The sequence below is a fragment of the Thermodesulfatator autotrophicus genome, from assembly GCF_001642325.1.
Classification (GTDB): domain Bacteria; phylum Desulfobacterota; class Thermodesulfobacteria; order Thermodesulfobacteriales; family Thermodesulfatatoraceae; genus Thermodesulfatator; species Thermodesulfatator autotrophicus.
Genome location: NZ_LSFI01000017.1, coordinates 1 through 26324, shown reverse-complemented (window position 1 = coordinate 26324; position 26324 = coordinate 1). Strand labels below are relative to the sequence as shown.

General features: G+C 40.6%; 26 protein-coding genes and 1 other annotated feature. Of the genes, 7 read left to right on the top strand and 19 right to left on the bottom strand.

Annotation, left to right across the window (positions count from 1 at the left end):
• Positions 1-56 precede the first annotated feature (56 nt).
• On the top strand, positions 57-1109 hold the full coding sequence (locus TH606_RS04480; protein ID WP_197460507.1) for a sigma-54 interaction domain-containing protein: 1053 nt from the start codon (positions 57-59) through the stop codon (positions 1107-1109).
• Between the two features lie 2 nt (positions 1110-1111).
• The gene (locus TH606_RS04475; RefSeq protein WP_068541673.1) at positions 1112-2080 is read left to right on the top strand and encodes an SDR family oxidoreductase; all 969 of its coding nucleotides are present in this window, start codon (positions 1112-1114) and stop codon (positions 2078-2080) included.
• Positions 2081-2472: 392 nt separating this feature from the next.
• On the opposite strand, the gene TH606_RS04470 is transcribed toward TH606_RS04475, so the two are convergent.
• The 9 genes from TH606_RS04470 to TH606_RS04425 form a co-directional block, all read right to left on the bottom strand.
• A protein-coding gene (locus TH606_RS04470) for an IS3 family transposase (RefSeq protein ID WP_157627859.1) occupies positions 2473-3722 on the bottom strand; the annotation gives its coding sequence in 2 pieces (ribosomal slippage) (positions 2473-3434 and positions 3434-3722; 1251 coding nt in all).
• Positions 3328-3444 (bottom strand) — a sequence feature (AL1L pseudoknot). It overlaps the preceding gene by 117 nt.
• A gap of 99 nt (positions 3723-3821) precedes the next feature.
• Positions 3822-4193: a response regulator gene (locus TH606_RS04460; RefSeq protein ID WP_068541667.1), complete on the bottom strand. Its 372-nt coding sequence runs from the start codon at positions 4191-4193 to the stop codon at positions 3822-3824.
• Positions 4193-5209, bottom strand: a complete 1017-nt coding sequence (gene galT, locus TH606_RS04455) for a galactose-1-phosphate uridylyltransferase (RefSeq protein ID WP_068541665.1) — start codon at positions 5207-5209, stop codon at positions 4193-4195. Before galT ends, TH606_RS04460 begins: the two co-directional genes overlap by 1 nt.
• Before the next feature lie 16 nt (positions 5210-5225).
• Positions 5226-7358, bottom strand: coding sequence for a glycoside hydrolase family 57 protein (locus TH606_RS04450; RefSeq protein WP_068541663.1), 2133 nt, complete (start codon positions 7356-7358; stop codon positions 5226-5228).
• Complete coding sequence (gene dksA, locus TH606_RS04445; protein ID WP_068541661.1) at positions 7358-7720, bottom strand: RNA polymerase-binding protein DksA; 363 nt, start codon at positions 7718-7720, stop codon at positions 7358-7360. Before dksA ends, TH606_RS04450 begins: the two co-directional genes overlap by 1 nt.
• Positions 7721-7730: 10 nt before the next feature.
• Positions 7731-8207, bottom strand: a complete 477-nt coding sequence (moaC, locus tag TH606_RS04440; RefSeq protein ID WP_068541659.1) for a cyclic pyranopterin monophosphate synthase MoaC — start codon at positions 8205-8207, stop codon at positions 7731-7733.
• Positions 8204-9310, bottom strand: a complete 1107-nt coding sequence (gene dnaJ, locus TH606_RS04435) for a molecular chaperone DnaJ (RefSeq protein WP_082863513.1) — start codon at positions 9308-9310, stop codon at positions 8204-8206. The genes moaC and dnaJ overlap by 4 nt, the downstream gene beginning before the upstream one ends.
• Positions 9307-9579, bottom strand: coding sequence for a DNA-directed RNA polymerase subunit omega (rpoZ, locus tag TH606_RS04430; protein WP_068541655.1), 273 nt, complete (start codon positions 9577-9579; stop codon positions 9307-9309). The genes dnaJ and rpoZ overlap by 4 nt, the downstream gene beginning before the upstream one ends.
• 9 nt (positions 9580-9588) lie before the next feature.
• On the bottom strand, positions 9589-9810 hold the full coding sequence (locus TH606_RS04425; protein WP_068541654.1) for a NifU family protein: 222 nt from the start codon (positions 9808-9810) through the stop codon (positions 9589-9591).
• A gap of 516 nt (positions 9811-10326) precedes the next feature.
• On the opposite strand from TH606_RS04425, the gene ilvD reads away from it, so the two are divergent.
• Positions 10327-11988, top strand: coding sequence for a dihydroxy-acid dehydratase (gene ilvD, locus TH606_RS04420; RefSeq protein ID WP_068541652.1), 1662 nt, complete (start codon positions 10327-10329; stop codon positions 11986-11988).
• Positions 11989-12206: 218 nt separating this feature from the next.
• Here the strand turns inward: ilvD and TH606_RS04415 are convergent, their stop codons facing one another.
• The 5 genes from TH606_RS04415 to dnaA form a co-directional block, all read right to left on the bottom strand.
• Positions 12207-13736 (bottom strand): ATP-binding protein, encoded by a 1530-nt coding sequence (locus TH606_RS04415; RefSeq protein WP_068541650.1) that lies wholly within the window; start codon positions 13734-13736, stop codon positions 12207-12209.
• A complete protein-coding gene (locus TH606_RS04410) occupies positions 13733-14632 on the bottom strand; it encodes an ABC transporter substrate binding protein (protein WP_068541648.1) in 900 nt (299 codons plus the stop codon). The genes TH606_RS04415 and TH606_RS04410 overlap by 4 nt, the downstream gene beginning before the upstream one ends.
• Positions 14620-16503 carry a TonB-dependent receptor plug domain-containing protein gene (locus TH606_RS04405; RefSeq protein WP_068541646.1) on the bottom strand — a complete coding sequence of 628 codons (1884 nt, stop codon included), beginning with the start codon at positions 16501-16503 and terminating at the stop codon, positions 14620-14622. Before TH606_RS04405 ends, TH606_RS04410 begins: the two co-directional genes overlap by 13 nt.
• A gap of 69 nt (positions 16504-16572) precedes the next feature.
• Positions 16573-17949 carry an FAD-binding oxidoreductase gene (locus tag TH606_RS04400; RefSeq protein WP_197460506.1) on the bottom strand — a complete coding sequence of 459 codons (1377 nt, stop codon included), beginning with the start codon at positions 17947-17949 and terminating at the stop codon, positions 16573-16575.
• Complete coding sequence (dnaA, locus tag TH606_RS04395; RefSeq protein ID WP_068541644.1) at positions 17846-19246, bottom strand: chromosomal replication initiator protein DnaA; 1401 nt, start codon at positions 19244-19246, stop codon at positions 17846-17848. The genes TH606_RS04400 and dnaA overlap by 104 nt, the downstream gene beginning before the upstream one ends.
• A gap of 413 nt (positions 19247-19659) precedes the next feature.
• On the opposite strand from dnaA, the gene cutA reads away from it, so the two are divergent.
• Genes cutA through TH606_RS04380 form a run of 3 tightly spaced genes read left to right on the top strand, consistent with a single transcriptional unit; the run spans position 19660 to position 21923 of the window.
• Positions 19660-19992, top strand: coding sequence for a divalent-cation tolerance protein CutA (cutA, locus tag TH606_RS04390; RefSeq protein WP_068541642.1), 333 nt, complete (start codon positions 19660-19662; stop codon positions 19990-19992).
• Positions 19985-21406, top strand: coding sequence for a CsgG/HfaB family protein (locus TH606_RS04385; protein ID WP_068541640.1), 1422 nt, complete (start codon positions 19985-19987; stop codon positions 21404-21406). Before cutA ends, TH606_RS04385 begins: the two co-directional genes overlap by 8 nt.
• A gap of 10 nt (positions 21407-21416) precedes the next feature.
• The gene (locus TH606_RS04380) at positions 21417-21923 is read left to right on the top strand and encodes a hypothetical protein (protein ID WP_068541638.1); all 507 of its coding nucleotides are present in this window, start codon (positions 21417-21419) and stop codon (positions 21921-21923) included.
• A 30-nt stretch (positions 21924-21953) separates the two neighbouring features.
• On the opposite strand, the gene nikR is transcribed toward TH606_RS04380, so the two are convergent.
• Complete coding sequence (gene nikR, locus TH606_RS04375) at positions 21954-22373, bottom strand: nickel-responsive transcriptional regulator NikR (protein WP_068541636.1); 420 nt, start codon at positions 22371-22373, stop codon at positions 21954-21956.
• Positions 22374-22500: 127 nt separating this feature from the next.
• Between nikR and TH606_RS04370 the strand changes: the two genes are divergently transcribed.
• Entirely contained in the window at positions 22501-23538 is a 1038-nt protein-coding gene (locus TH606_RS04370) for a bis-aminopropyl spermidine synthase family protein (RefSeq protein WP_068541634.1), read from the top strand.
• Between the two features lie 180 nt (positions 23539-23718).
• Here the strand turns inward: TH606_RS04370 and TH606_RS04365 are convergent, their stop codons facing one another.
• The 4 genes from TH606_RS04365 to TH606_RS11335 form a co-directional block, all read right to left on the bottom strand.
• Positions 23719-24333 carry an FmdB family zinc ribbon protein gene (locus TH606_RS04365; protein ID WP_068541633.1) on the bottom strand — a complete coding sequence of 205 codons (615 nt, stop codon included), beginning with the start codon at positions 24331-24333 and terminating at the stop codon, positions 23719-23721.
• Between the two features lie 4 nt (positions 24334-24337).
• On the bottom strand, positions 24338-25132 hold the full coding sequence (locus tag TH606_RS04360; protein WP_068541631.1) for a 4Fe-4S binding protein: 795 nt from the start codon (positions 25130-25132) through the stop codon (positions 24338-24340).
• On the bottom strand, positions 25129-25857 hold the full coding sequence (locus tag TH606_RS04355; RefSeq protein WP_068541629.1) for an ATP-binding protein: 729 nt from the start codon (positions 25855-25857) through the stop codon (positions 25129-25131). The genes TH606_RS04360 and TH606_RS04355 overlap by 4 nt, the downstream gene beginning before the upstream one ends.
• Before the next feature lie 294 nt (positions 25858-26151).
• Positions 26152-26324: PD-(D/E)XK nuclease domain-containing protein (locus TH606_RS11335; RefSeq protein WP_197460505.1), on the bottom strand; the 173-nt coding region annotated here is incomplete at its 5' end.

The following is a 26324-nucleotide window of genomic DNA, read 5'->3' as shown; positions in this document are numbered from 1 at the left end:
AAAGTTCTGTTTAGCCTATATAATAAAAGCACATTTTCAAAAGTCGGGTATCTGGAGTGAATGCATTAGCCATTAAACAAGAAAAACATCTTGAAGGCCCCTTAAGAAATATTGTTGGCCAAAGCCCTGCTATTAAGCGCATCAAAAATCTTATCCTCCAGGTAGCTGATACGGATTTAAATGTTGTTATATATGGAGAAAGCGGAGTCGGCAAGGAGGTTGTGGCGAGAACTTTATACGCCTGCTCTTATCGTTCTCGGGGGCCATTTGTCAAAGTTAATTGCGCTGCTATCCCTGGAGAACTCCTTGAAAGTGAGCTTTTTGGCTACGAAAAAGGGGCCTTTACCGGAGCGGAAAAGGCCAAACCTGGTCGTTTTGAGCAGGCCAACGGTGGTGTTATTTTTCTTGACGAAATCGGTGATATGCCCCTTTCTTTACAATCAAAATTACTCCAGGTCCTTCAGGACCAGGAGTTTTGCCGCCTGGGAGGGAAGAAAGACATAAAAGTTGACGTCTGGGTTATAACGGCAACTAATCACGACCTTGAAAAAGACGTAGAAAATGGTTCTTTTCGGCAGGACCTTTATTATCGTTTGAGTGTTATCAAGATTTATATCCCGCCACTAAGGGAAAGGAAAGAAGATATACCCCTTTTATGCGATTATTTCGCAAGGATTTATGGCCGTAAATACAATATCACCGATTTTGAGATTCCTCCGCAGTTACTAGAGCTATTTCTCAAATATCACTGGCCTGGTAATGTGCGTGAACTTGAAAATTATATCAAACGCTTGGTGGTTTTAAGAGATTTTGAAGAAGTAGAAAAAGAAATAAAGCGTTTTTCAAAGGTTTTAGAGCCTGAAGACGCTCCTAAGACAGAAAATGAAAAGTTTGCTCAACGTATAGCCATTGAATTGGCTAAGGCTGAACAAGGCCAGGTCTCTCTAAAAGAAGTAAAAAAACGGGTGCTGGCCCTGGTAGAAAAAAAGATTATTGACCTCGTTCTCAACCAAACCAACGGCAACAAAAAGCAGGCGGCTGAACTCTTAGGCATCTCTTATAAAGCTCTTCTTTATAAAATCCGAGAATTTGAAGAAATGGGGTTATAGTCATGGAATTTCTGATTACTGGCGGGGCTGGGTTTATTGGTTCAAACATTGCGGAGTATCTCTTGCGCGAAGGTTATAAAGTGAGGGTGCTTGACAATTTCTGTAATGCCTCTCGGGAAAACCTGGCTTTTTTAGAAGAAATACCAGGGGCCAAGGCCCGTTTTACCTTAATTGAGGGCGATATTAGGGACTTAAAACTTTGCGAAGAGGCCTGCCAGGGAGTCGATTATGTTTTTCACGAAGCGGCCTTAGGGTCGGTGCCGGCTTCAGTGGAAGACCCAGGCACTTACCAGGAAGTTAACGCCACGGGAACCCTTAATATTTTGCAGGCCGCTGGCAAAGCTGGAGTAAAAAGGCTTGTATATGCCGGCTCTTCCTCTGCTTATGGAGATAGCGGTGAGGAATTTCCTTCTCCCAAAAAGGAAGATATGCTTCCTAATCCCATGTCACCTTACGCGGTAACCAAGCTTTCAGGGGAATATTTTTGTAAAATTTTCCCGGAACTTTATGGCCTGGAAACAGTAATTCTCAGGTATTTTAATGTTTACGGGCCACGGCAGGATCCAAAATCCCAATACGCGGCGGTAATTCCCAAGTTCATTACCTCTTTGCTTAAAGGAGAGCCTCCCACTATTTTTGGCGACGGTGATCAAACCCGAGATTTTATTTTTGTTGAAGACGTGGTAAAAGCCAATTTACTCGCTTGTAAGGCAGATAAAAATGCCGTGGGAGAAGTAATAAATGTGGCCTCAGGAAAGGCCATAAGTATTAATGAACTTTATCGGATTATTGCTGAAATCATAGGCACAGACATAAAACCAGATTATGCTCCATCACGAGCAGGCGATGTGCGTCATTCCCTGGCTGATATTTCTAAGGCTCGCCATTTACTTAACCTGAAAGATTTGACAAGCCTTGAAGAAGGGCTTTCAAAGACTATTTCCTGGTACAAAAATTCTCTAAAACATTAAGTTTTCTAAATCTGAACGGCGTTGGCGTTGAGTCAGGGTGACTTGGTGACGTTTTTGAGTTTCTTACAGTAGCAAATAAATATGCTCCCCGTAGTGACAGGGAGAGGAGTCATTTGGTCATTGCGAGCCACTCTCTCTTTTGGTCATTGCGAGCCACGAAGTGGCGAAGCGATCCTTGTCGCGAGGTACCACCAGTGCCGTGGATATCTGGTAGAGATTACTTCGTCGGCCCTTCGTGCTCCTCGTAATGACCCTGTAGGGTCACTTCGTCGGCCCTTCGTGCTCCTCGTAATGACCCGGTAGGGCCACTTCGTCGGCCCTTTGGGCCTCCTCGTAACAATGACCTGGTATAGTTAATTCGTTAGTGAACCGCCCCAGGTTTGCTGGAGACCTCAATGTGTGAGTCCTGATAACTTAAACGACCCATATCCACTAGAACAAAATCTATTGTTCTTATAATATCCTTCTTCATACTCTGCCGGCGGCATGTAACCAATCGACTCCATTAGCCTATGATTGTTATACCAATGCACCCAGCAAAGCGTCTCCCATTCTACCCGTCCTATTTCTTCCCACGGCCCTAAATGCCGAATTACCTCTGTCTTATATAATCCTATCACCGTTTCTGCCAAAGCATTGTCATATGAATCCCCTACACTGCCTACTGAGGGCTCTATACCTGCTTCTGCTAAACGATCCGTATACCTAATCGACAAATATTGCACCCCTCTATCACTATGATGAATAAGCCCTTCTTCCAAACTACGACTTTGAAGAGCTTCCTCCAAGGCTTCCAAGGCCAATTCCGCACCTAGCGACTCCGAAACCCGCCACCCTACTATCATCTTTGAAAATACATCTATCACAAAAGCTACGTAAACAAATCCTTGGCCACAGGGCACATACGTCAAATCTGCCACCCACAGCCTGTTTGGCCTCTCTGCCTTGAAATTACGCTCTACAAGATCTCTTATCTGATGATTCTCCTCTGAAACCGTTGTCCGTGGTTTGCGTTTTCCACGAACTACCCCTGCCAATCCTTTCTGTCTCATCAGCCTCTCTACTGTGCACCGGGCCACATTAATCCCTTCCCTTAAAAGCTGACGCCAAACTTTCCTGGCCCCGTAAACCCTGCGACTTTCTTCCCAAATCCGCTCTATCTCACAACTAATCTCTTCATCTCTACGAGCCCTGGCCGAAAGACGGGAAGGATCTTTTTCTCGCCTCTTCCATTCATAGTATGTTGACGGAGCAATCGGCAAAACCCTGCAGATCGGCCCGACTCCGTAACTCTTTCGGTATCTGTCAATAAAGGCCACCATTACTTTTGTAGGCGGTCGAGCTCCGCCTGGGCGAAAAAAGCCGCTGCTTTACGCAAAATCTCGTTTGCTCGCCTGAGTTCCCGATTTTCGCGCTCAAGCTGTCTAATCTTTTGGATTTCCTCGGTGGTAGTTCCAGGTCGTTTGCCAAGGTTGATTTCCTGACGCCGCAGCCAGCGACGAAGAGTTTCAGGAGCACAACCAATTTTTTCAGCCACAGAGCAGATAGCTGACCACTGGGAATGGTATTCACCCTGGACTTCCATAACCAACCGAACCGCCCGTTCCTTTACCTCGTTAGAAAATCTTTTTGTTTTGTCCATACCTTATCCTCCCACAGATTTTTATATTCGGCAAACCTGGGGCGGTTCATAGTCTTACGCATTCCGTAATGACCTGGTAAAGCCATTTCGGTCTTACCTTTAGCTCTCCACTTTTGCCAGGTTTTTCTTTATGGATTCCTTTAGTTCTGTAAGGTCAAAGGATTTGACAATGTAATCCTCTGAGGCCCAGGAACTTAAATCCTGCTTAAATTCTGGATAAGCAGAACAAAGTATAACTGGTAAACGAGGATGTTTTTCTTTAATAATGCGCAATACTTCCAGGCCGTCCATGCCAGGCATATTGATATCAAGGACTACCAGATCAGGATTTTCTTTATCTACTAACTCGATAGCCTCTGGGCCGTTTAAGGCCGAGATGACTTCATAACCCTCATCTGATAGTTCTTCTCGATAAAGAAGGTGGATACTTTCTTCGTCATCAACTACTAGTATTTTGGGTTTGTCAGCCATTATTGGCCTCCTTCTGAGAGTTTTATTTCACGCAAAAAGTGAGCGGCGTCTTCCGGGCTGGTTGGTGTAATATAGAAACCTGTTCCCCACTCAAAGCCAGCTATTTGGGTAAGTTTAGGCAAAAGTTCAAAGTGCCAGTGATAATGTTCTAAGTATGGTTCACGCAAAGGAGCCGTATGAAGGACAAAGTTATAGGGACAGCGCGGAATAGCAGCATCAAGTCTTTTTAGTACTTCAGAAAATATTTCTGCTAGGGCCTGGAATTGGCTTTCGTCAATGGAGCGAAAATCAGAGTGATGTTTTTTAGGAATTATCCACATTTCAAAAGGCTGCCTGGGTGCAAAGGCACAAATAGCTACAAATTCGTGATTTTCACATACCACCCTTGAACCATCTTTTAATTCCTGGCGAACAATATCACAAAATATACAACGTTCTTTGTAGTCGTAATACATCTTAGAGCCCTGTAGCTCCTGGGTTATACGAAGAGGGATTACAGGGAGAGCAATAAGTTGTGAGTGGGCGTGCTCAAGTGAGGCTCCAGCCGCCCGGCCGTGGTTTTTAAAGATAATTACATAACGAAAGCGAGGATCTCGGGAAAGGTCAACCATGCGGTCGCGATAAGCCCAGAAGACCTGGACTATTCTATCCACAGGCATGGTGGATAATGTTTCATGATGGTTAGGAGTTTCAATAATAACTTCATGGGCGCCGATGCCATTCATTTTATCGTAAAGACCTTCACCTTCTTTCCAAAGCTCTCCTTCTATACGAAGGGCTGGGAATTTGTTGGGCACTACCCTTACCGTCCAGCCAGGGCTGTTGGGTGGGGCTTCGGGGGGCCTTCCGTAGGCCAGGACCTCTGGGGGGGTGGTATATTCATGGCCAGGGCAAAGGGGACAAAAACCCCCCTTGGTTTTTTCTTCAGGGACAATAAAGTCATGTGGGCGTTTGGCTCTTTCTTTAGCAATGATGACCCACCGGCCGACTACCGGATCTTTTCTTAATTCAGGCATAAATGCCTCCTTTTCTTTAAGCTAACCACATTTCTTTTTCGAAATTTTCGTCTGGAACGGTAAATAAAATATTTCCCGTTCTTGGTATTCTTTCTCGGACAAGACCATTTTCCAGAAATTCCAGGTAAAAATTGACTTTTTCTCCTACTACGAATCCAAGATTTTCAAAAGGGATAGCCAGTTCTAATATACGGTCAAAGGCTATTTCTCCGGCATCTTTTCCATAAAGGCGAAACGGGCCTTTCACAAGGATAAGGCTCTTGGTTATATCTTTGGCTTTTGGTTTAAACATAACCTGGGTTTTATGTTTGAAACCGCAAAAAGTAATTACAGCTTGCAATTCCTCAGGTAAAGAATCAAATATTTTTTCTTTAAAATCAAGCCGTAAATAAAAATGGCTTATATCAAAACCAAAATATAGGGCAAAGATAATACTTTCGCCAAAATACATAGCTTCTCCCACAGTTGAAGGGAGGAAACGGCCAGCTCCAATCCACTCGAAGAAAAAAGTTTCTCGCCCATCAATCACCGGTTTTATAAAGGCTACCGGGCTTTCTTCTGTTTCAATGGGCTTAGGTTTTTTTATGGGGTAGAAAAGATCAATAAATGGTTCTTTATCAAGGGCCTTAAAAACCGCCTGTAAATGTCCTCTAAAAAGCCGGTCAAATTCAGCATCAAATAGGCTGGTAAAATGGTCTCCATACCACCAGAACCAATCACTTCCTTCTGCCGCCATTATGGCCTGACGGGCCTCTTGAGGGGCTTCTTTTAAGCCATTTAGTATTCTTCTTGTCCGGCCAAGAAGCTCCCAGGCCTGGTTTTCTTCTTCATGTCCTATCCAGATGTCAAAGTTGGCGTTTATCCAGGAGCCTGTGTAAAGATGGGATATCTTTTCCTGAGGGGGAAACCTTTCCAGATATTCGCTTATGGTAACAGAGGTTATGTCCGGGTCATTTGTAATGTTTTCAAAAAGTCTTGTTAAAAAACCTTTACCACCATCAGCATAGTATTCCCAGGGATTTTCACCGTCTAGAATCAGGGTTAAAAGGGGATTTTCAAGCCCACTTTCTCTGGCCAGCCTTTTGGCGGTGTTGACAAGGTCAGAAACAGCTTCTTTAGGAGATAGATCACGATATACAAAACCAATGCGGTCAGAGAGGTCATGGTGGCGAAAAACCATGGCTATTTGAGAATCTTCATGAAGGGCTAGGTAAGGCTTTAGTAGGACTTCAGGTCCGTGGCGGCCAATACTTTTATAGAGGATTTCTTCATCGGTGGCCATCCAGGAAAGCCCGGCGTTAGCCACCAGAGGAATTAACTCCGGACAAACTGAACCTTCTGAAGGCCAGAGACCTTTTGGTCTCTTAAAAAATAACTCCTGGTGATAATTCAAGGCTTCTTCAATTTGAAAAGCGGCGTCTTCCGGATAACTGAAACGCGGTGGCAGAGGAGAGTAGGGTAGATTCCGCCTGGCCAGGTCAGAATCAATGATTAGGGGAAGGATAGGGTGATAAAAAGGTGAGGCTGATATTTCTATCTGGCTATTTTCCTGGAGCTTTCGGTAAAGTGGAATAATTTTTTTGATAATATCCAGATGTAAATCAAGGAGTAAGTTTTTTTCTTCTTCATTAAAATACCTTCCCTTACTAATAAGCTCCTGGATTAACGGCTCCTGGCGATGGCCAAAGCCAATCCAGGTAAGGTTAAACCATACTTGTAGATCTAAAAAATCCCGCTCTGAAAACTCATTAAGGGCCCTTTCTATATCATGGGGGTGGTCTCCACCACGCAGAGTCAGGAGTTCATGATAGCGGGGAAAGGGATAAATATGTGTTTCCCAATGACAACTAAAGAAATATTTCAATATAAAAGCCTTATCTTCAAGGCTTAATTCATTAGCCGGTTTGCGGGAGAGTTCCAAAAAAAGATCAGTTTTTCCTTCTTCATAATGGCACAACTGGAGCAAAAGGCTTGGCACCAGGTTGAAATTATTTTTAACTGCAGGATATTGGGAAAGAAGATAGGGGAGGTCAAAGTAGGCTTTAACAGCGTGTAACCTTACCCAGGGAAGGGCAAGCCAACCCTTCTCCCAATCCAAATAGAAGGGTTGGTGCATGTGCCACAAAAAAGCTAGGTGGAGATTGGGCATCAGTCACCACGTAATTTTTCAAGTCTTTCCTGTTCTCTTTTACAATGAATGCATAAAGAGGCCTCTGGACGCGCTTTAAGCCTTTTTTCGTCAATATCTTCACCGCAGGCCTCACAAATGCCGTATGATCCTTCTTCTATACGTTTTAAAGCCTTGTCTATCTTTTTTATAAGTTTACGTTCCCGATCTCGTATTCTCAGTTCAAAACCCTTGTCGCTTTCAAAAGTGGCCTGATCTGTAGGGTCTGGTAGCCTTTCTGGGTTTTCTACTAACTCACCTACAGTTTTTAAGGCTTCTTTTATCAATTTTTCCCTTTTTTCCAGTAATAAATTGCGAAAATATTCCAGCTTTTCAGGGTCCATAAGTCCTCCTTTATTCCAGGATTAAGGTGCCGCTTTTGCCTCCGGTTTTTTTGACTAACCGAATCTCTGTTATACGCAGGGCTTTATCTATACCCTTGCACATGTCATAAACTGTAAGAGCTGCCACACTCACCGCGGTAAGGGCTTCCATTTCTACGCCTGTTTGCGCTACTGTTTTGGCCCGGGCTTCTATGTTCAAGCTTTTATCCTCAGGAGAAAGAGAAAAATCTACTTCCACTTTGGTTAGCGGTAACGGGTGGCACAGAGGGATTAAATTCGCCGTTTTTTTGGCGGCAAGGATGCCGGCAATCCTTGCCGTGGCAAAGAGATCCCCTTTAGGAATATTTTGGTCAACTACAGCCTGAAAGACTTTCTCTCCAAGGACTACCTTACCTCTGGCTATAGCCTCCCTGGCAGTAGGAACTTTTTGAGAGACATCTACCATTTGGGCCTTACCATCTTCAGTTAAGTGGGTAAATTTGTTCATTTTTTAACCGCTTTCCAGATTTTTTTGAAAAAATTATTTCTTTTTTCCTTTTCTATTGCCTGAAATTCTTTCAGAAGTTCAATTTGTCTTGGCGTAAGGTCTTTGGGAATTTCTATCTTAAGACGAAGTAAGAGGTTTCCCTTTTTATTTGTGCGCCAATCAGGTAGCCCTTTCCCTTCAATAGCTAAATTTTCATCAGGCTGAATTCCTGGGGGGATTTTAACTTTTATTTCTTCTTCTAGGGTGGGGATTTCTACTTCTGTGCCTAAGATAGCATCAATAACCGAGATAGGAACTTCTAAAAAGAGGTCTTTCCCTTTTCTTTCAAAGATTTCATGGGGAAGTATGCGAACTTTAAGATAAAGGTCTCCTGGTGGGCCTCCCAAAAGCCCTGCTTCCCCTTCACCACTAACCTTTATGACGGAGCCGTCTTCTATCCCTGGAGGAACCTTTACAGAAAGTTTTTTCTTTTTGCGCACACGCCCCTTACCTTTACAGGCTGGGCAAGGGTCTGTAATCAAAGTACCTTGACCATGGCAGGTAGGGCAGGTGGTAGAAAGACGGAAAAACCCTTCAGAATGAACCACGTGTCCTCTGCCTTTGCAGGTGGGGCAATACTTTGGCGAAGCTCCAGGAGCAAGCCCAGTACCCTGACAAGCACTGCAATTTTCGTAACGTTCAATTTCTATTGGTATTTCTCGGCCGAAATAGACATCTTCAAGGGTAACGGTGATTTCGTAAGAAAGGTCAGCCCCTCTCCTGGGACGACGCTCTCGAGTAGGGCCACCACCAAAGCGGATACCGAAAAACTCTTCAAAAAGGTCTGAAAAAGTACTGAAAATATCGTCAACATCGGTGAAGCCTTCATATCCTCGTTCATGAAGGCCGCGCCAGCCACGGGCGTCATATATCGCCCGTTTTTCCGGATCAGAGAGTACTTCGTAAGCTTCTGAGATTTCTTTAAAACGCTCTTCAGCCTCTTTGTCTCCAGGGTGTAGGTCAGGATGATATTGGCGTGCAAGACGCCGATACGCCTTTTTGATTTCCTCCTGAGAGGCGTTACGAGAAACACCCAATATCTGATAATAATCTTTTTCTCTCACGACTTGGTTTTTTCTTCGGCTAATTTAGCCAGGTCTAAAAAGTCTCCCAGAGATAGTTCTTCGGTTTCTTTTTCTAGTTGGTCAATATTTTCCCAGGTCACTTTACCGGCGGCTATTTCTCTAAGGGCACAAACAATTTCTTTATTGTCACACTCTATTAAGGGTTTTGCACCCTTACGAAGCTGTTTTACCCTTCTTATAGCCAGGTGGATTAAACGGAAACGCCTGGGCTCCTGGCGTAAACAATCTTCTACGGTAACTCTGGCCATAAAAACCCCCTATACTTCTTCTACGGCTTTAACTTCTGGAACTTCTTTTTTAAGAAAGCGCTCAATGCCCATTTTTAAAGTGTAAGTTGACATAGGGCAACCTTTGCAAGCTCCCTGAAGGCGGAGCTTGACTATACCGTCTTCAGTAACTTCTACCAGTTCAACATCTCCACCATCAGCCTGAAGCATGGGGCGTACTTTCTGAAGGGCCTTTTCTACCTCTTCCCTCATAAAAACCTCCTTTGAGTTTGAAGGCATTTTAATTTCAAAAATATTCTGTGCCAAGAGTAGAAGTTTTTATTGATGTTATTATTGAAGGCACAAATCAGACGACAATTTGGGGCTGTTATTAATGAGAGCATAAAAGATGACAATTTTGGGTTGTCATTGCGAGTCTTCCTGCTGCGTCATTGCGAGCCTTCCTGCTGCGTCATTGCGAGCCTTCCTGCTGCGTCATTGCGAGCGGAGCGAAGCAATCTAGATCCCTTCGCTAGCGCTCGGGACAGGGATTACTTCGTCGCACTTCGTGCTCTTCATAATGACCCGTTGGGTCACTTCGCCACGGCGACTACGTAGCCTCGCGTGACGCTCTGTAGGGTAAAAAAAATGCTCCCATTAATATTAGGGAGATAGTAAGGAGCAGGAAATTCGTTAAGCGTGTTAGTTTACAAAAATTCCAGGAATGCTTTGCTAAAATTTTCTTTTAGTAGTAAAAGGAAATTCAAGTTTGATTAAGGAGGTTTTTCCATGCGTAGTGACGCTGTAAAGAAAGGGATTGAGAGGGCTCCACATCGTTCTCTTTTGAAGGCCTCTGGATATACAGATGAAGAACTTTCTCGCCCTCTGGTGGGTATCGCTAATTCTTTTAATGAAATAATCCCAGGCCATGTCCATCTTCGGCAAATAGTAGAAGCGGTTAAGGCTGGTGTGCGTATGGCTGGAGGAACTCCCATGGAATTCGGAGTTATAGGTGTCTGTGATGGAATCGCCATGAACCACGAAGGCATGAGATATTCCCTTGTTTCTCGAGAAGTTATTGCTGACTCCATAGAAATCATGGCCAGGGCGCATGCTTTTGATGCTTTGGTGTTGGTTCCCAATTGTGACAAGATTGTTCCGGCCATGTTGATGGCGGCTCTGCGTCTTGATATCCCAGCTATTATTGTTTCTGGTGGCCCGATGTTGCCAGGCAGCTTTAAGGGCCAAAAAGTAAATCTAATTACAGTCTTTGAAGCTATTGGCAAAGTAAAATCAGGGAAAATGAAAGAAGAAGAACTGGTTGAGCTTGAGAATGAAGCCTGCCCCACCTGTGGTTCTTGTGCTGGTATGTTTACCGCTAATTCTATGAATTGCCTTTCCGAGGCCCTGGGCCTGGCCTTACCTGGAAATGGAACTATTCCTGCGGTGAGTTCTTCTCGCATAAGGCTTGCTAAACAGGCTGGAATGCAGGTTTTGGCCCTTTTGAAGAAAAAATTGACTCCTAGAAAAATTGCTACTTTAGAGGCCTTTAAGAACGCTATAGCCGTTGATATGGCTCTGGGATGTTCCACTAATACAGTGCTACATTTGCCGGCCATTGCTCATGAAGCCGGACTGGACCTTTCCCTCAAACTTTTTGATGAAATTTCCCGCAAAACGCCTTGTCTTTGTTCCCTTATTCCAGGAGGACCTCACAGTGTAGTAGAACTCTATGAGGCCGGCGGAATACCAGGCGTTATGTTAGAGCTTTCTAAAGCCGGGCTTATTAATAAAAGAGTGAAAACAGTCACAGGTAAGACGGTTGGAGATAATTTAAAGAAGGCCTATGTTTTTGACCATACTGTAATCAGACCTTTTGATAAGCCGTATAGGCCAGAAGGAGGAATAGCTATCCTTTGGGGAAACCTTGCCCCTGAGGGTTCAGTGGTTAAAGCCAGCGCTGTAGCCCCTGAAATGCTTCATCATGAAGGGCCTGCCCGGGTTTTTGAGTCAGAAGAAGAGGCTTATGAAGCTATTCTTGATGGAAAGATAAAGGAGGGTGACGTCGTAGTTATTCGTTATGAAGGGCCTAAAGGTGGTCCTGGAATGCGCGAAATGCTATCACCGACCTCAGCTATCATTGGCATGGGGCTTGGCCGTTCGGTGGCGTTGATTACTGATGGTCGTTTCAGCGGAGGAACACAGGGAGCATGTGTAGGGCACGTTTCACCAGAGGCTGCTGAAGGTGGGCCTATTGCTCTGGTAGAAGAAGGCGATCTTATAGAAATAGACATTCCCAATAGACGTTTGGTTCTGAAGGTAAGTGAAGGGGAACTTGAAAAAAGAAGGAAGAAAATAAAAATAAAACAAAAGAAGGTAAAAGGAGTTCTTGGCAGATACGCTAAGTTAGTTACTTCAGCAGCCAAAGGAGCCATTTTATTAGAAGATTAAGAGATATAGATTTAGGTCATCACGGCGACTGGTGTCTCCTCGCAACAAGGATTGCTTCTCCTCGCTCGTAATGACCGGGAGAGGGGCACAATGATGCCCCTTGTTACTGCGAAAAATGATACTCTATTTGTCAACGCGAGGAGGCCGAAGCCAACGAAGCAGTCTCAGGTTTTAGTTGCAAAAAGAAATGTTATTGAAGTCTTGATAACTTGTAAAAGCTAAATGGTCTTAAGGATAATTTCAAATACAGCTCCAGGGTCATTATCAAGTACTCTAATAAAACCATTGTATTTTGTAATAATACGATAGACGATATTAAGACCTAGCCCTGTTCCTTCCCCGGGGTCTTTAGTAGTGAAAAATGGATCAAATATATATTTTCGGTGTTCAGGAGGAATACCAGGTCCAGTGTCTTTAACGTATATATAAACAAATTTATTTTTTTTGTCTTCTTTGGCTTCTACATAAATGGTGCCTTTCCCTTTCATTGCCTGGATAGCGTTTAAAAATAGATTAATAAATACTTGTTGTAGTTCAGTTTTTCTTCCTACTATAGTTATATTTTTGCTAATTTTTATATTAAAATTTATGTCTTTAAGCTTTTCAGAAAGCTTTACCGTTTCTTTTGCTTTATTTACTACTTCATATAAGTTTATTTCTTTTAGGTCTTTTTCTTTTCTGGTATATTCTCCCAATGATTCTGTTATTTTTCTTATTCTTTCAACGCTTTCTTTAACTTTTATTAAACTATTTATTTTTTTATTGTCCGTTTCTTTGGCTAAAAGTATTTCGCAATATCCATTAATTATTTGTAAAGGATTATTTATTTCATGAGCTATTCCTGCTACGATAAAACCTAATCCTGCCAGTTTTTCTGTCTGTATTAGTTGTTCTTGACTTTCTTTTAGTTCTTTTACTGTTTTCTGTAGCTCTTCATTTTTCTTCTGTAGTTCTTGTATGTATCCTTCTATTTCTTTTCTGACTTCTATTTCTTTGTTTTTAAGGGCTTCTACTAATTGATTGAATGCATTAGCCAATTTCTGAATTTCTTTTATTTCACTCTTGACTAGTTTTGGTTCTATCTTATCAATTTTTCCTTGAGAAATAGCTATAATTTGTTTTGTGACTTCTTTTAAGGGGGCCGTTATTCTTTTAGTCATTAGCAATGATAAAATAGTTATGATAATAGTTATAATTAGACTTATTAAGATAGAATTTTTGATGGGTTTCCATAGTTGGTTGTTTATTTTTTTAGCAGATAATATAAAACATAAATGATATTTTTGTTTTGATTGATTATTTTTCTTCTTTTCAAGGAAGATCAACTCTTCTATGTCTCTTTTTTGGGGAGTTGTTATTTCAAATGTTATTCTATAGTAGAAATGGTCTTCATGTTTTGCTATTTTTCCTTTTTGACAAAAAAATAAGGGTTTTGGATTGCTAATTGGTTTTATTGAGATAAGTATTTTTTTATCGTCGTCTCTAATTAAAGCAATATTTTCAATATTGCTAATGCCTATATAATTTTTAAATAGCTTTTTGATGGCTTCTTTTTGGTTTAATGGTAAAAAATATTTTATATTTTCTTTGAGAGAATATCTTATTCCTTGTAGTATAGATATTTGGTTTTTCCAAAAATTCTTTTTGTTAATATATATATAACTTAAGCTTATAATAGTAGCTGTAGCAATTATTGATAATATTATAAGTCCCGTAAATCTAAAATATAAACTATTAAATTTTTTCATTCTTTTAATATTATATTTTCTGAATTTTTGATTTTGACGTTCCAAAATTTTGCTAAATTTTTATTAATAATTATCTTAAAATTTTTGCTAAATTTAATTTTACAAATATTTTTTTGGTAGCAATCTAAAAATATTTTGGTAGCTTCTATAATATATCTATTATTGTCTATTTCGTAGCTCATAAAGGCACCACTTTCTATAAATGCTGGAGAGAATGTTATTACAGGAATTCCTCTTTTAACTGCATTTATAATAGTTAATTTAATGCTTAATTGATCATATATATTGCTATCTGGAATCATCCATAGTATGTTTCCAGCATTAAAAGCTTTTTCCATATTGATTAAAAAATTTTTTCTATTAGTTTTAACTAGTATTGTCTTTATGTTGTATTTTTGGGCTATTTTATAAATTTTCTGACTATATATTTTGCTTGAATCGCTGTATAGTATGGCTATAGTGTATTTATTGTTAAAAATATTTTTTATAATTTTTATTCTTTCTTCTATTTCCGGGATATAAAAAATACCACCTATTTTTATTTTGTAATTACTATTTTTTTTTCTTTCAATTAAGTCGAATAATGTTGTATCAGCTGTCATAAAGAAAAATATTTTGTTAGAATTGCTTTTGATTACTTTTTGGGTATATTCTCCTCCTAGAGAAACTATGAAATAATTCTTATTGAATTCATTGAAACCATTATATAAAATCTTTATTTCTTCATTTTTTAACTGTTCTTTTACTTTTTTAAGGAAAAGTTCTGCAGCTTGTTTGTAATATGTTTTATTAGGAGAATAAATTATTATTTCTGCTTTTATATTGTTTGAAAATATAAAAAGAAATATTAATGTTATGAATATTTTGTTTGTATTTTTTTTGTTTACCATTGACATTTTAGGCTAATAAATACTCTTCGTTCTAAATTTCTTCCTAAGAAATCATTTTTTTTCTTGCAATTTAGTATGTTTAATCCTTGGATATTTATTGTTAGCTTTTTGTTTACTTTTATGTTTGTTCCAGCGTCTAAATAGAATATATCTCCGATTTTTTGACTTTCAAACCTTCTTTTACTTATATAATTTAAGCCGATAAAGCTATTCCAATTTTCTTTTTTATAAATAATTAATCCTGATATAAGATGTCTGGGAAATATAATTTCTTTTTCTCTTTTAGTTAAATTTTCTGTATCTGTATATTCGTAGTTGGCCCTAAGGTTAAAATTTTTAAATATATTATATTGATATTCTATGCTAAATCCTTTTATCCTTCTTTTAAGGAATTTTGATATAATATTTATTTTTCCTGTCAATAAATCTATTTTTTCTATTTCTTGATAAGGATAATTTTTGATTAAATATCTAAAGCCAGATATTAGGGCTCTTTGTTTTTCTTTTTTTATTAATAAACTAATCTCATGTCCTTCTTGTTTTATATATTTTTCTTCCCTGTTCGGATTTATTGTTAGGTAAAATATAAAATTTTTAGTTTTTATTGGATATTCTTTTAAGTTTATCCTTGAATAATATTGGATAGGATTTCCAAAGCTTTTAGTATAAGTGTAGCGGATTCTTAAGTTATTTTTGGGTTTAAAAATTATAGATGCTCTGGGTGAAAAATAAAAATCAGCTGATGGATGATAGTTTAGTCTGGCTCCAAAAAATAATTCAAATTCTTTACTTATTTTTATTTCATCTTCAAAAAAGGTAGCAAATCTTATTTCATCGCTATTTTTTATAAACTCAGACTCTGTTTTTGTATTTTCAAGATTAAAACCAAAAGTTAACTTTTGTTTATAAAAATATAAATATTTTTGAGTTTCTAGCAAATAATTTTCTTGCCTATACTTTACAGGCGGATTAAAAGTATTAGTAATAATCAAGTCTCCATTAGCGATATAATTTGAAAACCTTAAAAAATAACTGGCCCCTTCTAATGATATGCGTGTTCCCCAATGATAAACATCATCAGCATTAAGACTAAAATCAAAAATATCTAGAGCCTCAGAAACATTTTTTAGTATGTAAAGATTTTTAACTTCTCCATTATAAAGGCCAAAATCAATCCTTAATGTTCCCCAGTTGGTAATACGAGAAAGAGAGGTTCTGGCCATAAATCTTTTCATTGAAATATCTGAAGAGTGAAAGTTGTCCATTGTTTCTTGACCAATAAAAGCGTAAAAATGCCAGGGCTTTATATATTTTTTGAAAACTCCAGTAGTCCTGAAATAAGATTGGGATCCACCAGAGATTTGAACATAATTTTTGGAAATAGCTTCAGGGGGTTTGGTTACTATATTGATGGCTCCGGTTAAAGCGTTTGAGCCAAAATGGACAGAAGCTGGTGTGCTTATGAGTTCAATACGTTCTATTTCATGTGGGTCAATAAGCAAGAAAGGCCAGACAGTTATTCCTATAGCTTCAATAGTATAAGGCCTTCCGTCGAGTAATACCTGAATTGGTGGAAAAATGCCGGTAGCTCCTCTAAACATAATATTGGCATAACCAGCTGAGGTGTAATTAACCAATACACCGGGTAAATAACGCAATATCCAGGTAAGGTCTTGGGGATTTAAGACTTCCAGGTCCTGAGAAGTTAGAGTAGAAAGGGTTCCTGGCTCCTTAGAAAAAATCGTTTCATGTCTTATAGCTGAGGCCAGCTCTTTAAAAATTTCTTTGTCAAAGATTAACTCTTGGCTGTAAGAACCGTTTAAAGGGCCTAAAAAAAGAAAATATAGCAATAATATGGGGATTTTAAGTTTAGACATGGTTATTAAAAAACCCCTCGACTCTAATTTAACGCAAAGTTTATACAGTATTTTTGCCTTTAACTGCAACTAAAAAATTTTCCCTGGGTTAAGTATATTTTGGGGGTCGAAAACTTCTTTTATTTTCTTCATTAGTAAAAGAACCTCAGGTGAGAGCTCTTTGGGTAAAAAACCTTTTTTGGTAAATCCTATACCATGTTCACCTGAAATTGTCCCACAAGAAGCAAGAACCTTATTTAGTATTTCATTTCGGGCCTCTCTAGCTTTTGATTCATCTTCTTTTTCAAAAAGAATATTTACGTGAATGTTGCCATCACCTAAATGGCCAAAACAAGCCACGGTAAGGCCGTATTTTTCTCCTATTTTTTTAGCAAAGCTTAAAAATTCAGGTAATTTACTCCTGGGAAGCACCACGTCATCTGCCAGTTTGCCTGGCGCAATCTTTTTTAGGGCCGGAGAAATAAGGCGGCGGGCCTGCCAAAGCCTTTCTCTTTCTTTTTTATTAACAGCTATATCTAGCTTCATCCCAAAGTTGCTTAGAGTTTTTTGTGCTTCTGATAAGTCTTCTTCCACCTGTTTTTTGGCTCCATCAAATTCCAGTAAAAGGAGGGCCTGGGCTTTGGGATGAATTTCCTTTTTTAAAAGATTTTTTACAGCTGAGAGGGTGGTGTCATCTAATAGTTCGGCGGTGGAGGGGAAAAGTCCAGCCTTTAATATTTCTAAAAAGGCTTGGGCTGCTTTTTCTGTGCTTTCCAGCCAAAGAGCTATGGTAGCCTGAGAAGGGGGCTTAGGTATTAGTTTAAGAATAAGTTTAGTGATTACGCCAAGGGTGCCCTCTGAGCCCGTAAAAAGATGGACCAGGTTATAGCCAACTACGCCTTTCATGGTGCGCCGACCGCAAAAAATTATTTCTCCCGTGGCGGTAACAGCTTCTAGTCCCAATACGTAGTCTTTAGTGGTGCCGTATTTAAGACCTTTTGGCCCCCCCGCTCCGCAGGCTACGTTGCCGCCAATAGTTGAGAATTCATAGCTCGCCGGGTCAGGAGGATAAAAAAGGCCAAGTTCTTCAACGGCGCGCTTAAATTCTCCTGTAAAAACTCCAGGCTCCACCACCGCTACCAGGTCTTCTTGATTAATCTCAATGATACGATTTAAACGTAAAAGAGAAAGTACTAACCCCCCTTGAGGCGCCAAAGAGGCTCCCGTAGTGGCTGTACCTGCCCCCCTGGGAATCACGGGAAAATTTTCTTGCTGGGCCAGCCTTAAAATTTCAGCTATCTCTTCGGCATTTACGGGCAAAGCCACGGCTTCTGGCAAAAAGTTATAAGGAGAAGCGTCAACGCTATAGGCTTTTAAGTCTTCTGGTGCTTCCAGAAACCGCTTGCCCAGTATCTGCCTTAATTTCTTTCTTATTGATGGGTTTAGTGGGCTGTAAATATTCTTCAATTTCACGGCAAAGGTATTCTATTTGATATTTAGTAGGGCCAGGGAGGCTCAACTTTTTGTTTATATTTTTTATAGCGTAAACCACCGTAGCATGGTCTTTGTTAAAAAGTTTGCCAATGGCCTGTAAACTTTCGTCAGTAAAACGGCGGCATAAATACATGGCTACCTGACGTGAAAAACTGATTTTGCGCTGCCTCTTTTTGGAAGTCAAATCTTCTTTGCTCACCTTAAAATAACGGCAAACAAGATCAATTATGAAATCTTTTGTAAGAGAAGGTACCTGAGGAGTTATTTCCTGAATCAACTCTTGCGCCAAAGAAAGGGTTATAGGCTCCTGTAAAAGACTTGAGCGGGCCACTAACCCCACAATAGCACTTTCTATCTGTCGGATATCTCCTCGTAAGTTCTGGGCCAGATAATCAATGACTTCTTCTTTTAGTTTAATGCCCTGTTTTTCTGCCTTGCGCCTAATTATGTTTATTCTTGTTTGATAATCCGGTGGATTAATGCGTACGATAGCTCCAGCTTGAAAGCGGCTACGCAGGCTATCATCAAGGCGTTCTATCTCTTGAGGTGGGCGATTGGCGGTAAAAACAACAATTTTTCCTGCGTCATATAAATAGTCTAAAGTCAGAGCTAATTCTTGTTGGGTAAAATCCTTTCCTGCAAAATGGTGCACTTCTTCTAACATCAATATTTCAAGGCCTTTGCGCAATTTTTCTTTGAATTCGTCAAAGCGGTCCTGCTTTAAGGCCCTAACTAGATGAGCTGTAAAATCCTGGGCAGTAAGGTAACAGATTTTCCCCTTTCCTGGATTTTTTAAAATGTAATTTCCAACAGCCTGACTTAGATGACTTTTACCAAGTCCTGTTCCAGCACATAGATAAATAATAGGGCTTTTAGGATTTTTATTGGCTAACGCCCAGCAGGTGGCATAGGCCAGACGGTTGCACTCACCTACCACAAACTCTTCAAAAGTAAAACGCCCAGAAAGTTTTCTACCTAAAAGGCGCGTGGGATCATATGGTAGCTCTCCTTGGACTATGGCGTTATTTATTGTTTCTTCTTCTACCAGAAATTCAACATCAAGAGATAGCTTCTGTTTTTTAATAGCTTCTCTAAAAAGTGGTAAATAGTTTTCTTTAATCCATTCCAGGCTAAATTGATTGGGGCAGGCAATTAATATCCTGTTTTCCTTTAAGCCCATATATTTCAAGGGTTTAATCCAGACCCTGAAACTGGCTTCAGGAAGAAGCTCACGTAATACTTCCAATATGCCTCCCCATAATTTTTCCATAAAAGGTCCCCCCTTGGAGAATGACTCAAAACTTAATCAGATATTACGAAGAGGTCAAAATCCATTTTGCCAAAATAGAGTCAAATATTAGACAGAAAAGTTTGACAGGAATTTTGGCGCTAAAAATGAAGGTTATGTTTAACCACTGACGGAAGACCAATTATTCTTGCTTTTCACAAGTTTTTTAAAAATAATGGTTTTTGTGTATTTTGTTTTTACTAAATCAAATTTTGAACAAAATACCTATCTTCAAAAATTGGACTTTTTTAAGTTTTTTTAAAAATTTTATTTTTATTTTGAAGTCTGGAGTTGTTTTACGTTGAAAGGGATTTTTAGAGAAATTTCCCGTATTTGACCTTATAACCTATTTAAGGATATAAAACAGAAAACCGAATCATTGAATGGAGAGGGATATGGGAATAATGATTTTTTATGTTACCTGTTCGGATGAGGCCGAAGCCAGAAAGATAGCTAAAAGCCTTCTTGAAGAGAGGCTTATTGCCTGTGCCAATATTTACACAGGAATTAGCTCTTTATACTGGTGGGAAGGGAAAATCCAGGAAGATAACGAGGTAGTTATCATTCTCAAGACAAAAGAAGAATTAACTCAAAAAGTCATAGCAAAGATTAAAGCACTACACTCCTATGAGTGTCCTTGTATTTTGAGTTTTTCGGTAAAAGAAGGCTATGAGCCTTTTTTAAACTGGATAAAAAAAGAAACAGAGGAGGCTGGTAGAGATGCGTAAATTCAATTTTTGGATGGTTTTAATGGCTGTGGTGGGGCTTGTTTTATCTTCTTGTGTTTCCTCTGGGGTACAAACTCAGGTGGATACTACCGGGCCTAGTGCTGGTGAAGTGCTTACTTACACAGGGCCTAAAGCTCGTATTGCCGTGGCCAGTTTCAAGTGTAAAGCGGCTAAATGTGGTGGGCAGATTGGCGAAGGTATTGCCGATATGCTTGCCACTGCCCTTTTCCGTAGCGGGCGCTTTATCGTCCTAGAAAGAGGAGAAGGGCTTAAGGCTATAAAAGAAGAACTCGCTTTAGGGCAGTCTGGTTATGTGCGGCCAGACGCCGCTCCACAGGTGGGGCAAATGGAAGGGGCTGATATTTTGGTAGTAGGTGCTATCACTGCTTTTGAGCCAGATGCTGGTGGCTTTGATGCAGGCGGGGCTATTGGTCATCTACCCTTTCTTGGTGGTGTAAAATTGGGCAAAAAAGAAGCTTATATCGCCGTTGACCTGCGCTTGATAGATGTGCGCACCGGCCGGGTGATAAACGCCACCACGGTGGAAGGAAAAGCCTCTTCCTGGAAAATAGGTGGCCTTGGTGGGGGCATCTTTGGTGATATAGGTCTTGGTGGTGGTCTTCAGGTTTATAAAAACACCCCTATGGAAAAGGCTATCCGGGTAATGCTTAACAACGCTGTTGAAGCTATTGCCAAGCTTGTTCCTGAAAACTACTATCGCTGGGGTCAGGAAGGGGCTGTTAAACCGGTGCCCAAGCCAACAGCAACTGCTCAAGCTCCCACTTCACAGGCCGCCGCTTCGTCAAACATCGTGGGAGGGCAATCAGCTACTGGGGGCATAGTTGGCGGAGGAGAAAATTTTGTCCCTGGTAAAAAGGTCCTATTTGCGGAAGATTTTTCTGAATACAACATCGGTGATATCCCTACCAAAATAAATATAGTTGAAGGCCAGGTGGAAGTAGCCTCTTTTGCCGGCAAAAAGTGGATGAGAGCCCTGGCAGGAGGGAGGGTTATAGCAGAGAAAAAAATCAAATTACCAGCCAATTTTGCAGTGGAATGGGAAGTCTATTTTAGCAAACCTGGCATTGGTCATGCCATGTTTCTTGGACCTGCAAGGAACCCATTCTCCAAAGATACTTTACACTGGAATTCTGGCTGGAGATATCCTCGCTGGAGTAATAAAGAGATTAAAACTGTTAAGCTGCACCCCGGGAAAATTTATCATTTTGCCGTGCAGCAAAAAGACGGCATGATAAAAGTTTACATAAACGGGCGTCGTGTTTACCAGGAACCACTGGGAATTGTAGGTGCTACCACACCTAATCGGGATCAGGTTACCTTTGGTATCTGGGACTATAATCCAGCCGAAGGGTATGAGTGTCTTATAACCAATATCAAAGTTACAGCTTATTAGGAGGGAAAAGATGTCTAAATTTCTAAGCCTAATGGTGATGCTAGTTTTTTTGGGAGTTAGCCCGTCCCTGGCTTATAAACTTCCTTCCTATCAGGAAGTCTGTTCTGTCTTGACTGACCTAAAAGGCTGGCAGGCTGAAGAATGTTCGGGTATGAATGTGAGCACTCCTATGGGGGAAATGGTTACAGCCGAGCGCTCTTACCAAAAAGGGGATAAAGAAATTTCGGTGATGGTAATTCACGGCATGCAGGCCGTTCAATTCTGGCAGCCTTATGCTTATGTTACAGAAATGGATTCCCCGGAAAGTTACGTTAAACTAACTACCATCAATGGGTTTAAAGTAGGCATTTCTCACGACAAGCAAACCAATTCTGGTTCTGTGGTTGTCCTATTAAACGAAAAATCTGGCGTAGTAGCTACCATTTTTGCTCTTCAATACAATGACATGTCCTGGAAAGATGGTCTTAAACTGGCCCGTCAGTTTAACTGGAAAAAAATAGGAAAATTTTTTGAATAGGGACAAGGCCTCCCTTAAGGGAGGCCTTATTTATACAAGTTTTTTGCCAGTGGTGGTCATGGCCAGTTGACAATGGATTATACCTTTTAATGATTTAATACGGTCGCTTAATTTTTTAATTTGCTCTGCTTTTCCTTTTACTATAACCACCTCCAGGCAGCGGTCATGGTCTAAATGAACATGCTGGGTGGAGATGATTTCCTGGTAGTGGTCATGCTGAATGTCCATAAGCTTATCAGCGAGTTCTCTTTTGTGGTGGTCATATACATAAGTAATGGTGCCAATAACTTCTTCAGAGCTTTCACGCCATTCTTCTTCTACCAGTTTTTCCCTAATCAAATCTCTTATAGCTTCTGAACGGTTGGTGTAGTGGTGGCGTTCAATGTAACGGTCAAATTCTTCCAGAAGTTTAGCTGGCATGGAGACTCCAAAACGATATAATTCAGCCATATTTCCTCCTCCTTATTGAACTTTTTTTAGAATAATCAAAGTAGCAAAAAAGCAAAAGAAATTAAAAATGAAAACTTGTCAAAATGAGAAGCTTTTGTTATCCGTGCCAGAGCTAGGAGGTGAAATTATGACGGAAAAAGAAAGGATTAAATACCAGATTCTTAGGGCTCTCAAAGCAAAACCAATGAGTTTCTGGGAACTGATAAATTATCAGGACGCGCATTTAGTAGCCTTTTTTGAAGCGGTAAAGGAACTATTAGATGAAGGTGTTATAAAGCAAGAAGACAAAGTCTTTAAATTAGCTAAAGAGATAGACATACATCCCCTTGAGGATACCCTTTGTGGATGTTGTGGCCAGGGTGTAGAAATAAAGGGCTTTTTCCGTGAAGTTTATGAAAAATTTGAAAAGATTTGTGAGGGAAGACCCCTTCCCACCAGTGATTTTGACCAGGGTTTTATTCGTCCGGTGGATACCATGAAACGGGTGGTTTATCTTTACCAGCGCGGAGATCTTGAAAACACAGAAATTTTTATTTTGGGCGACGACGACCTTTTTTCCATAGCAGCTATGTTAACTGGGCTTCCTAAGAAGATTGTAGTGGTAGAAATAGACGAAAGGATTAACAATTTTATCCGTAAGTTCTGCGAGAAGGAAAAAATTAATAACCTTGAAGTATATAATTACAACGTTATAGAAGAACTTGATCCCAGTTTGCGTGGCAAATTTGACGTCTTTGTAACTGACCCCGTTGAAACTAAAAAGGGGCTTAAGCTTTTTGTAGGCCGCTGTATTGAGGCCTTAAAAGGTCCGGGAGCAGCAGGCTACATGGGATTTACCCATCGGGAGGCTTCTCTTCGCAAATGGTTTGATTTTCAGAAGTTTATTCTTTCAGCTGGTTTAGTTATAACCGATATTTTGCGCGACTTTACTACCTACCCTGAAAGAGAAAACCGCTGGGAAGATTTTTACCGCACTTATGAAATTATGAAAAAAATGGAACTACCCATGCCTGAAGTTGATTGGTATAAGTCCTGCTTTGTTCGTTTTGAAGTTATAGAAGGCCCGTCTCTTCCGCCTTTTGAAAAACCCAAAAACCTTGAAGAACTTTATTTTGATGAGGAGTCCTGGGCAACCCCGCTTCCTTCTTTCATGGAGAACAACTAAGGCTTGAGAATTTTGCTTTGCCAAAGGATAAAGGCTCTCCTTGCAGTGACAAGTTAGGTTATCATCGGAGGGCCTCTCTTTCCTAATCATTATGAGAGAAGCGAGCAGTTTTTTATTCAAAGTCTAAGGTTATAGAGTTCTACAAAAATCTCAGTTTGTAATACAGCTCAGAGGACACTATTAAACTTTACAAAAACGTTCTCCAAGCCTTTCCCCTGTTTGAGTTTGGAAATTAAAAGAAGATTGACTCTCTCCTTCAGAAATTAAACTTAATAAGTGTGCGTCACTTAAGACCTTGCTTTCAAGGCTGTCTTCGTGGTGAAGGGTTTTAATAATTTCCTCTTTGAAAGTTGATGGGACTTTTAAAGCGGTAAGAAGGGTTTCTGCTTCTTCTTTAAGCTCAATTAAACAGGCTGAAGCCAGTACCACCGGAAGGTTTGCTCCTTCTTCCAGGGCAATTTGCTCGGCGAATTTTAGCCTTAATTGTAGGCGTTTTATGACTTCTTCTTGTCCCTTTAAACGGTTTAAGACTTCTGTTTCTATGCGGTCTTTGAATATGCCTTTTTGTTTTTCAAGGAGTTCAGGGGGAAGGCTTCCCAGGCATTGTTCTGCATAGGGGCAATAAGCCGCGCACCCAAAATCAAGGCGGGGATTGGGAAGACGTTTTCCGCAACCAGGGCACACTCTTGAGGTGTCATCCTTAAAAAATTCAACCACTTCGCCACAATCAGGGCATTTTACTTCAAAAATGGCGTCTTCTTTCCAGTATCTCGTATCCTGACCTGGGCATTTCATTTCGTTATCCTAAAATTTCTTTAATAGCCTGCTCAAAACCAAGTCTTGCTATGATGGCCCCGAGCCTTTCTCCTTCCTGACAGTGTCTTTTATAAAAGTCTAGCACTTTACTAAAGATTTCTAAAGTTTCAGCCTCATTGGCGAAAGATTTAATTTCTTGAGCCAGTTGAGGATGACGGCCTAATTTTCCGCCAATCAAAAGGCGATAGCCTTTTTCTTTAATTGAGATGGCCTCTGTTTCGCAAACCCGGGCACATGCCCCACAGCCCAGGCATTTTTCTTTGTCTATTTCAGGGCCGGCAGCAGAAATTACTACGGCTTTTTCCTCGCAGGCCTTTTCACACTCGCCGCAAAAGCTGCATCTTTCAGGGGAAAGTGCTAATACCGCCTGACCTATGAGGGCAAAATCTTTTATCTGCACCTGCGAACAGGCATTTGGGCACTCGGCCAGGCTTACTTTAAACTGGTGGTGGTGTTTTAACGGGCCTTTAATCTTCTCTTTTAAGAAAGAAGTTAGCTCCTTCTCTTCAAGGATTTTTTCCAGGTGATTCAAAAGTTCCTCGGAAGAGGTAACGGCGTTAGGGCAGTTTGAGATACCAAAACACCCTTCAACAGAAAAAGCCTTTTCCGCCTGAGCCGCCTTGTCCCGTAGGGCTTCGCGTGCTGCCAGCATGGACTCTCTGGTTACCGTGGCCTCGCCGCGTGCTCTTACAAATTCTTCCACTTTCTTTTTTACTTTTTTACGCACAAAAAAGGGCACACGTTTAAGTAGTGCTTCGGCTTCTGGCTCCCACTTCATGAGCTGAACTCCTTTTCTTCAACAATTTTCCCATCTGCCGAAACCACTATCACCTGGTAAGTTCTTTTTTGCCCTGCCAGTTCGCAGGCCTTGTTGATGATGCCCATCATGGAGTGGCAGCAAGGTACTTCCATAATAGCCAGGGTTAATTCTCTTATAGGCTGAGTTTTAAAGATTTGGGCAAACTTTTCCACGTATTCCTCGGCATCATCAAACTTAGGGCAACCTGTCATCAAGATTTTTCCTGGCAGCATTTTTTGATGGAAAACCGGAAAACTGAAGCCCACACAGTCAGCTGCCACCAGGAGGTGGGCATCCTTCAAAAAGGGAGCATGCGGGGGGATAAGTTTAATCTGAATAGGCCAATTTCTAAGGGCTGAAGGTATTTCACCTTCATGTTTTATTCCAGCTACTGGACTTAAGATTTTTAAATGGCTACCAGGGCAGCCACAGGCAAGCTTTTCTTGGGGTTCTTTTTTTTGGGAGAGATATTCTTTAACGGCCTCTTCATCAAAGGCTTCAGCCTCGCGTTCTACAATTTTAATGGCTCCTTTCGGGCAGTCCCCAAGACAGGCCCCCAGGCCATCACAGTACTTTTCTGCTACTAAGCGGGCCTTGCCGTCTATAATCTGGATAGCCCCTTCTTCACAGGCCGGCACACATTGCCCACAGCCGTCACAAAGCTCTTCGTCTATTTCAATTATTTTTCGCAAAATTTTTGGCATCTTCTCTCTCCTGTTTATTATTTGTCTTTTCCTAAACGGCTTTACCTGCTTCAAGCAAAGCAGGTACTTCATTTTTACAATGAAGTAATACCTTGATAATGTCTTTGATTTAGATCAAGCTTTGAAAATTACGGTTATCTGTCTCAAGGTTTATTAATATCCCAGGTGAAGTTAATGATCTCCATACAGTGACAATAGGGGGTAATTGGAAGGATCTTTTTGAAATTTCTGTAAAGGCCTCAAGATTTAAAACTTTTTATTCCCTGGGTGTCTTCTATCTGACTAGATGTGTTATTAATTTCCTATTTTTTCCCACTCAAAGCCCACTATGTTTCTTTCCTTCTTGCTGAACTCAACTCCCACAAGATAAATCTTCTGGCATTTATCAAGATACTTTTCGTGGTAACCCCTGGCTTTGAGCTGCTCTAAGGCCTTGCCTTCTGGCTCAAGCTCTACTACTTTGAACT

What these genes read in the sequence shown, in the direction of transcription:
- dnaA (WP_068541644.1), bottom strand. Translation starts at nt 19,246, where the DNA reads ATGGAAAAATTATGGGGAGGCATATTGGAAGTATTACGTGAGCTTCTT.
- TH606_RS04405 (WP_068541646.1), bottom strand. Translation starts at nt 16,503, where the DNA reads ATGTCTAAACTTAAAATCCCCATATTATTGCTATATTTTCTTTTTTTA.
- TH606_RS04365 (WP_068541633.1), bottom strand. Translation starts at nt 24,333, where the DNA reads ATGAAATGCCCAGGTCAGGATACGAGATACTGGAAAGAAGACGCCATT.
- TH606_RS04380 (WP_068541638.1), top strand. Translation starts at nt 21,417, where the DNA reads ATGTCTAAATTTCTAAGCCTAATGGTGATGCTAGTTTTTTTGGGAGTT.
- galT (WP_068541665.1), bottom strand. Translation starts at nt 5,209, where the DNA reads ATGCCTGAATTAAGAAAAGATCCGGTAGTCGGCCGGTGGGTCATCATT.
- rpoZ (WP_068541655.1), bottom strand. Translation starts at nt 9,579, where the DNA reads ATGGCCAGAGTTACCGTAGAAGATTGTTTACGCCAGGAGCCCAGGCGT.
- cutA (WP_068541642.1), top strand. Translation starts at nt 19,660, where the DNA reads ATGGGAATAATGATTTTTTATGTTACCTGTTCGGATGAGGCCGAAGCC.
- moaC (WP_068541659.1), bottom strand. Translation starts at nt 8,207, where the DNA reads ATGAACAAATTTACCCACTTAACTGAAGATGGTAAGGCCCAAATGGTA.
- TH606_RS04360 (WP_068541631.1), bottom strand. Translation starts at nt 25,132, where the DNA reads ATGAAGTGGGAGCCAGAAGCCGAAGCACTACTTAAACGTGTGCCCTTT.
- dksA (WP_068541661.1), bottom strand. Translation starts at nt 7,720, where the DNA reads ATGGACCCTGAAAAGCTGGAATATTTTCGCAATTTATTACTGGAAAAA.
- TH606_RS04415 (WP_068541650.1), bottom strand. Translation starts at nt 13,736, where the DNA reads ATGAAAAAATTTAATAGTTTATATTTTAGATTTACGGGACTTATAATA.
- nikR (WP_068541636.1), bottom strand. Translation starts at nt 22,373, where the DNA reads ATGGCTGAATTATATCGTTTTGGAGTCTCCATGCCAGCTAAACTTCTG.
- TH606_RS04460 (WP_068541667.1), bottom strand. Translation starts at nt 4,193, where the DNA reads ATGGCTGACAAACCCAAAATACTAGTAGTTGATGACGAAGAAAGTATC.
- TH606_RS04385 (WP_068541640.1), top strand. Translation starts at nt 19,985, where the DNA reads ATGCGTAAATTCAATTTTTGGATGGTTTTAATGGCTGTGGTGGGGCTT.
- ilvD (WP_068541652.1), top strand. Translation starts at nt 10,327, where the DNA reads ATGCGTAGTGACGCTGTAAAGAAAGGGATTGAGAGGGCTCCACATCGT.
- TH606_RS04475 (WP_068541673.1), top strand. Translation starts at nt 1,112, where the DNA reads ATGGAATTTCTGATTACTGGCGGGGCTGGGTTTATTGGTTCAAACATT.
- TH606_RS04450 (WP_068541663.1), bottom strand. Translation starts at nt 7,358, where the DNA reads ATGCCCAATCTCCACCTAGCTTTTTTGTGGCACATGCACCAACCCTTC.
- TH606_RS04355 (WP_068541629.1), bottom strand. Translation starts at nt 25,857, where the DNA reads ATGCCAAAAATTTTGCGAAAAATAATTGAAATAGACGAAGAGCTTTGT.
- TH606_RS04370 (WP_068541634.1), top strand. Translation starts at nt 22,501, where the DNA reads ATGACGGAAAAAGAAAGGATTAAATACCAGATTCTTAGGGCTCTCAAA.
- TH606_RS04410 (WP_068541648.1), bottom strand. Translation starts at nt 14,632, where the DNA reads ATGTCAATGGTAAACAAAAAAAATACAAACAAAATATTCATAACATTA.
- TH606_RS04425 (WP_068541654.1), bottom strand. Translation starts at nt 9,810, where the DNA reads ATGAGGGAAGAGGTAGAAAAGGCCCTTCAGAAAGTACGCCCCATGCTT.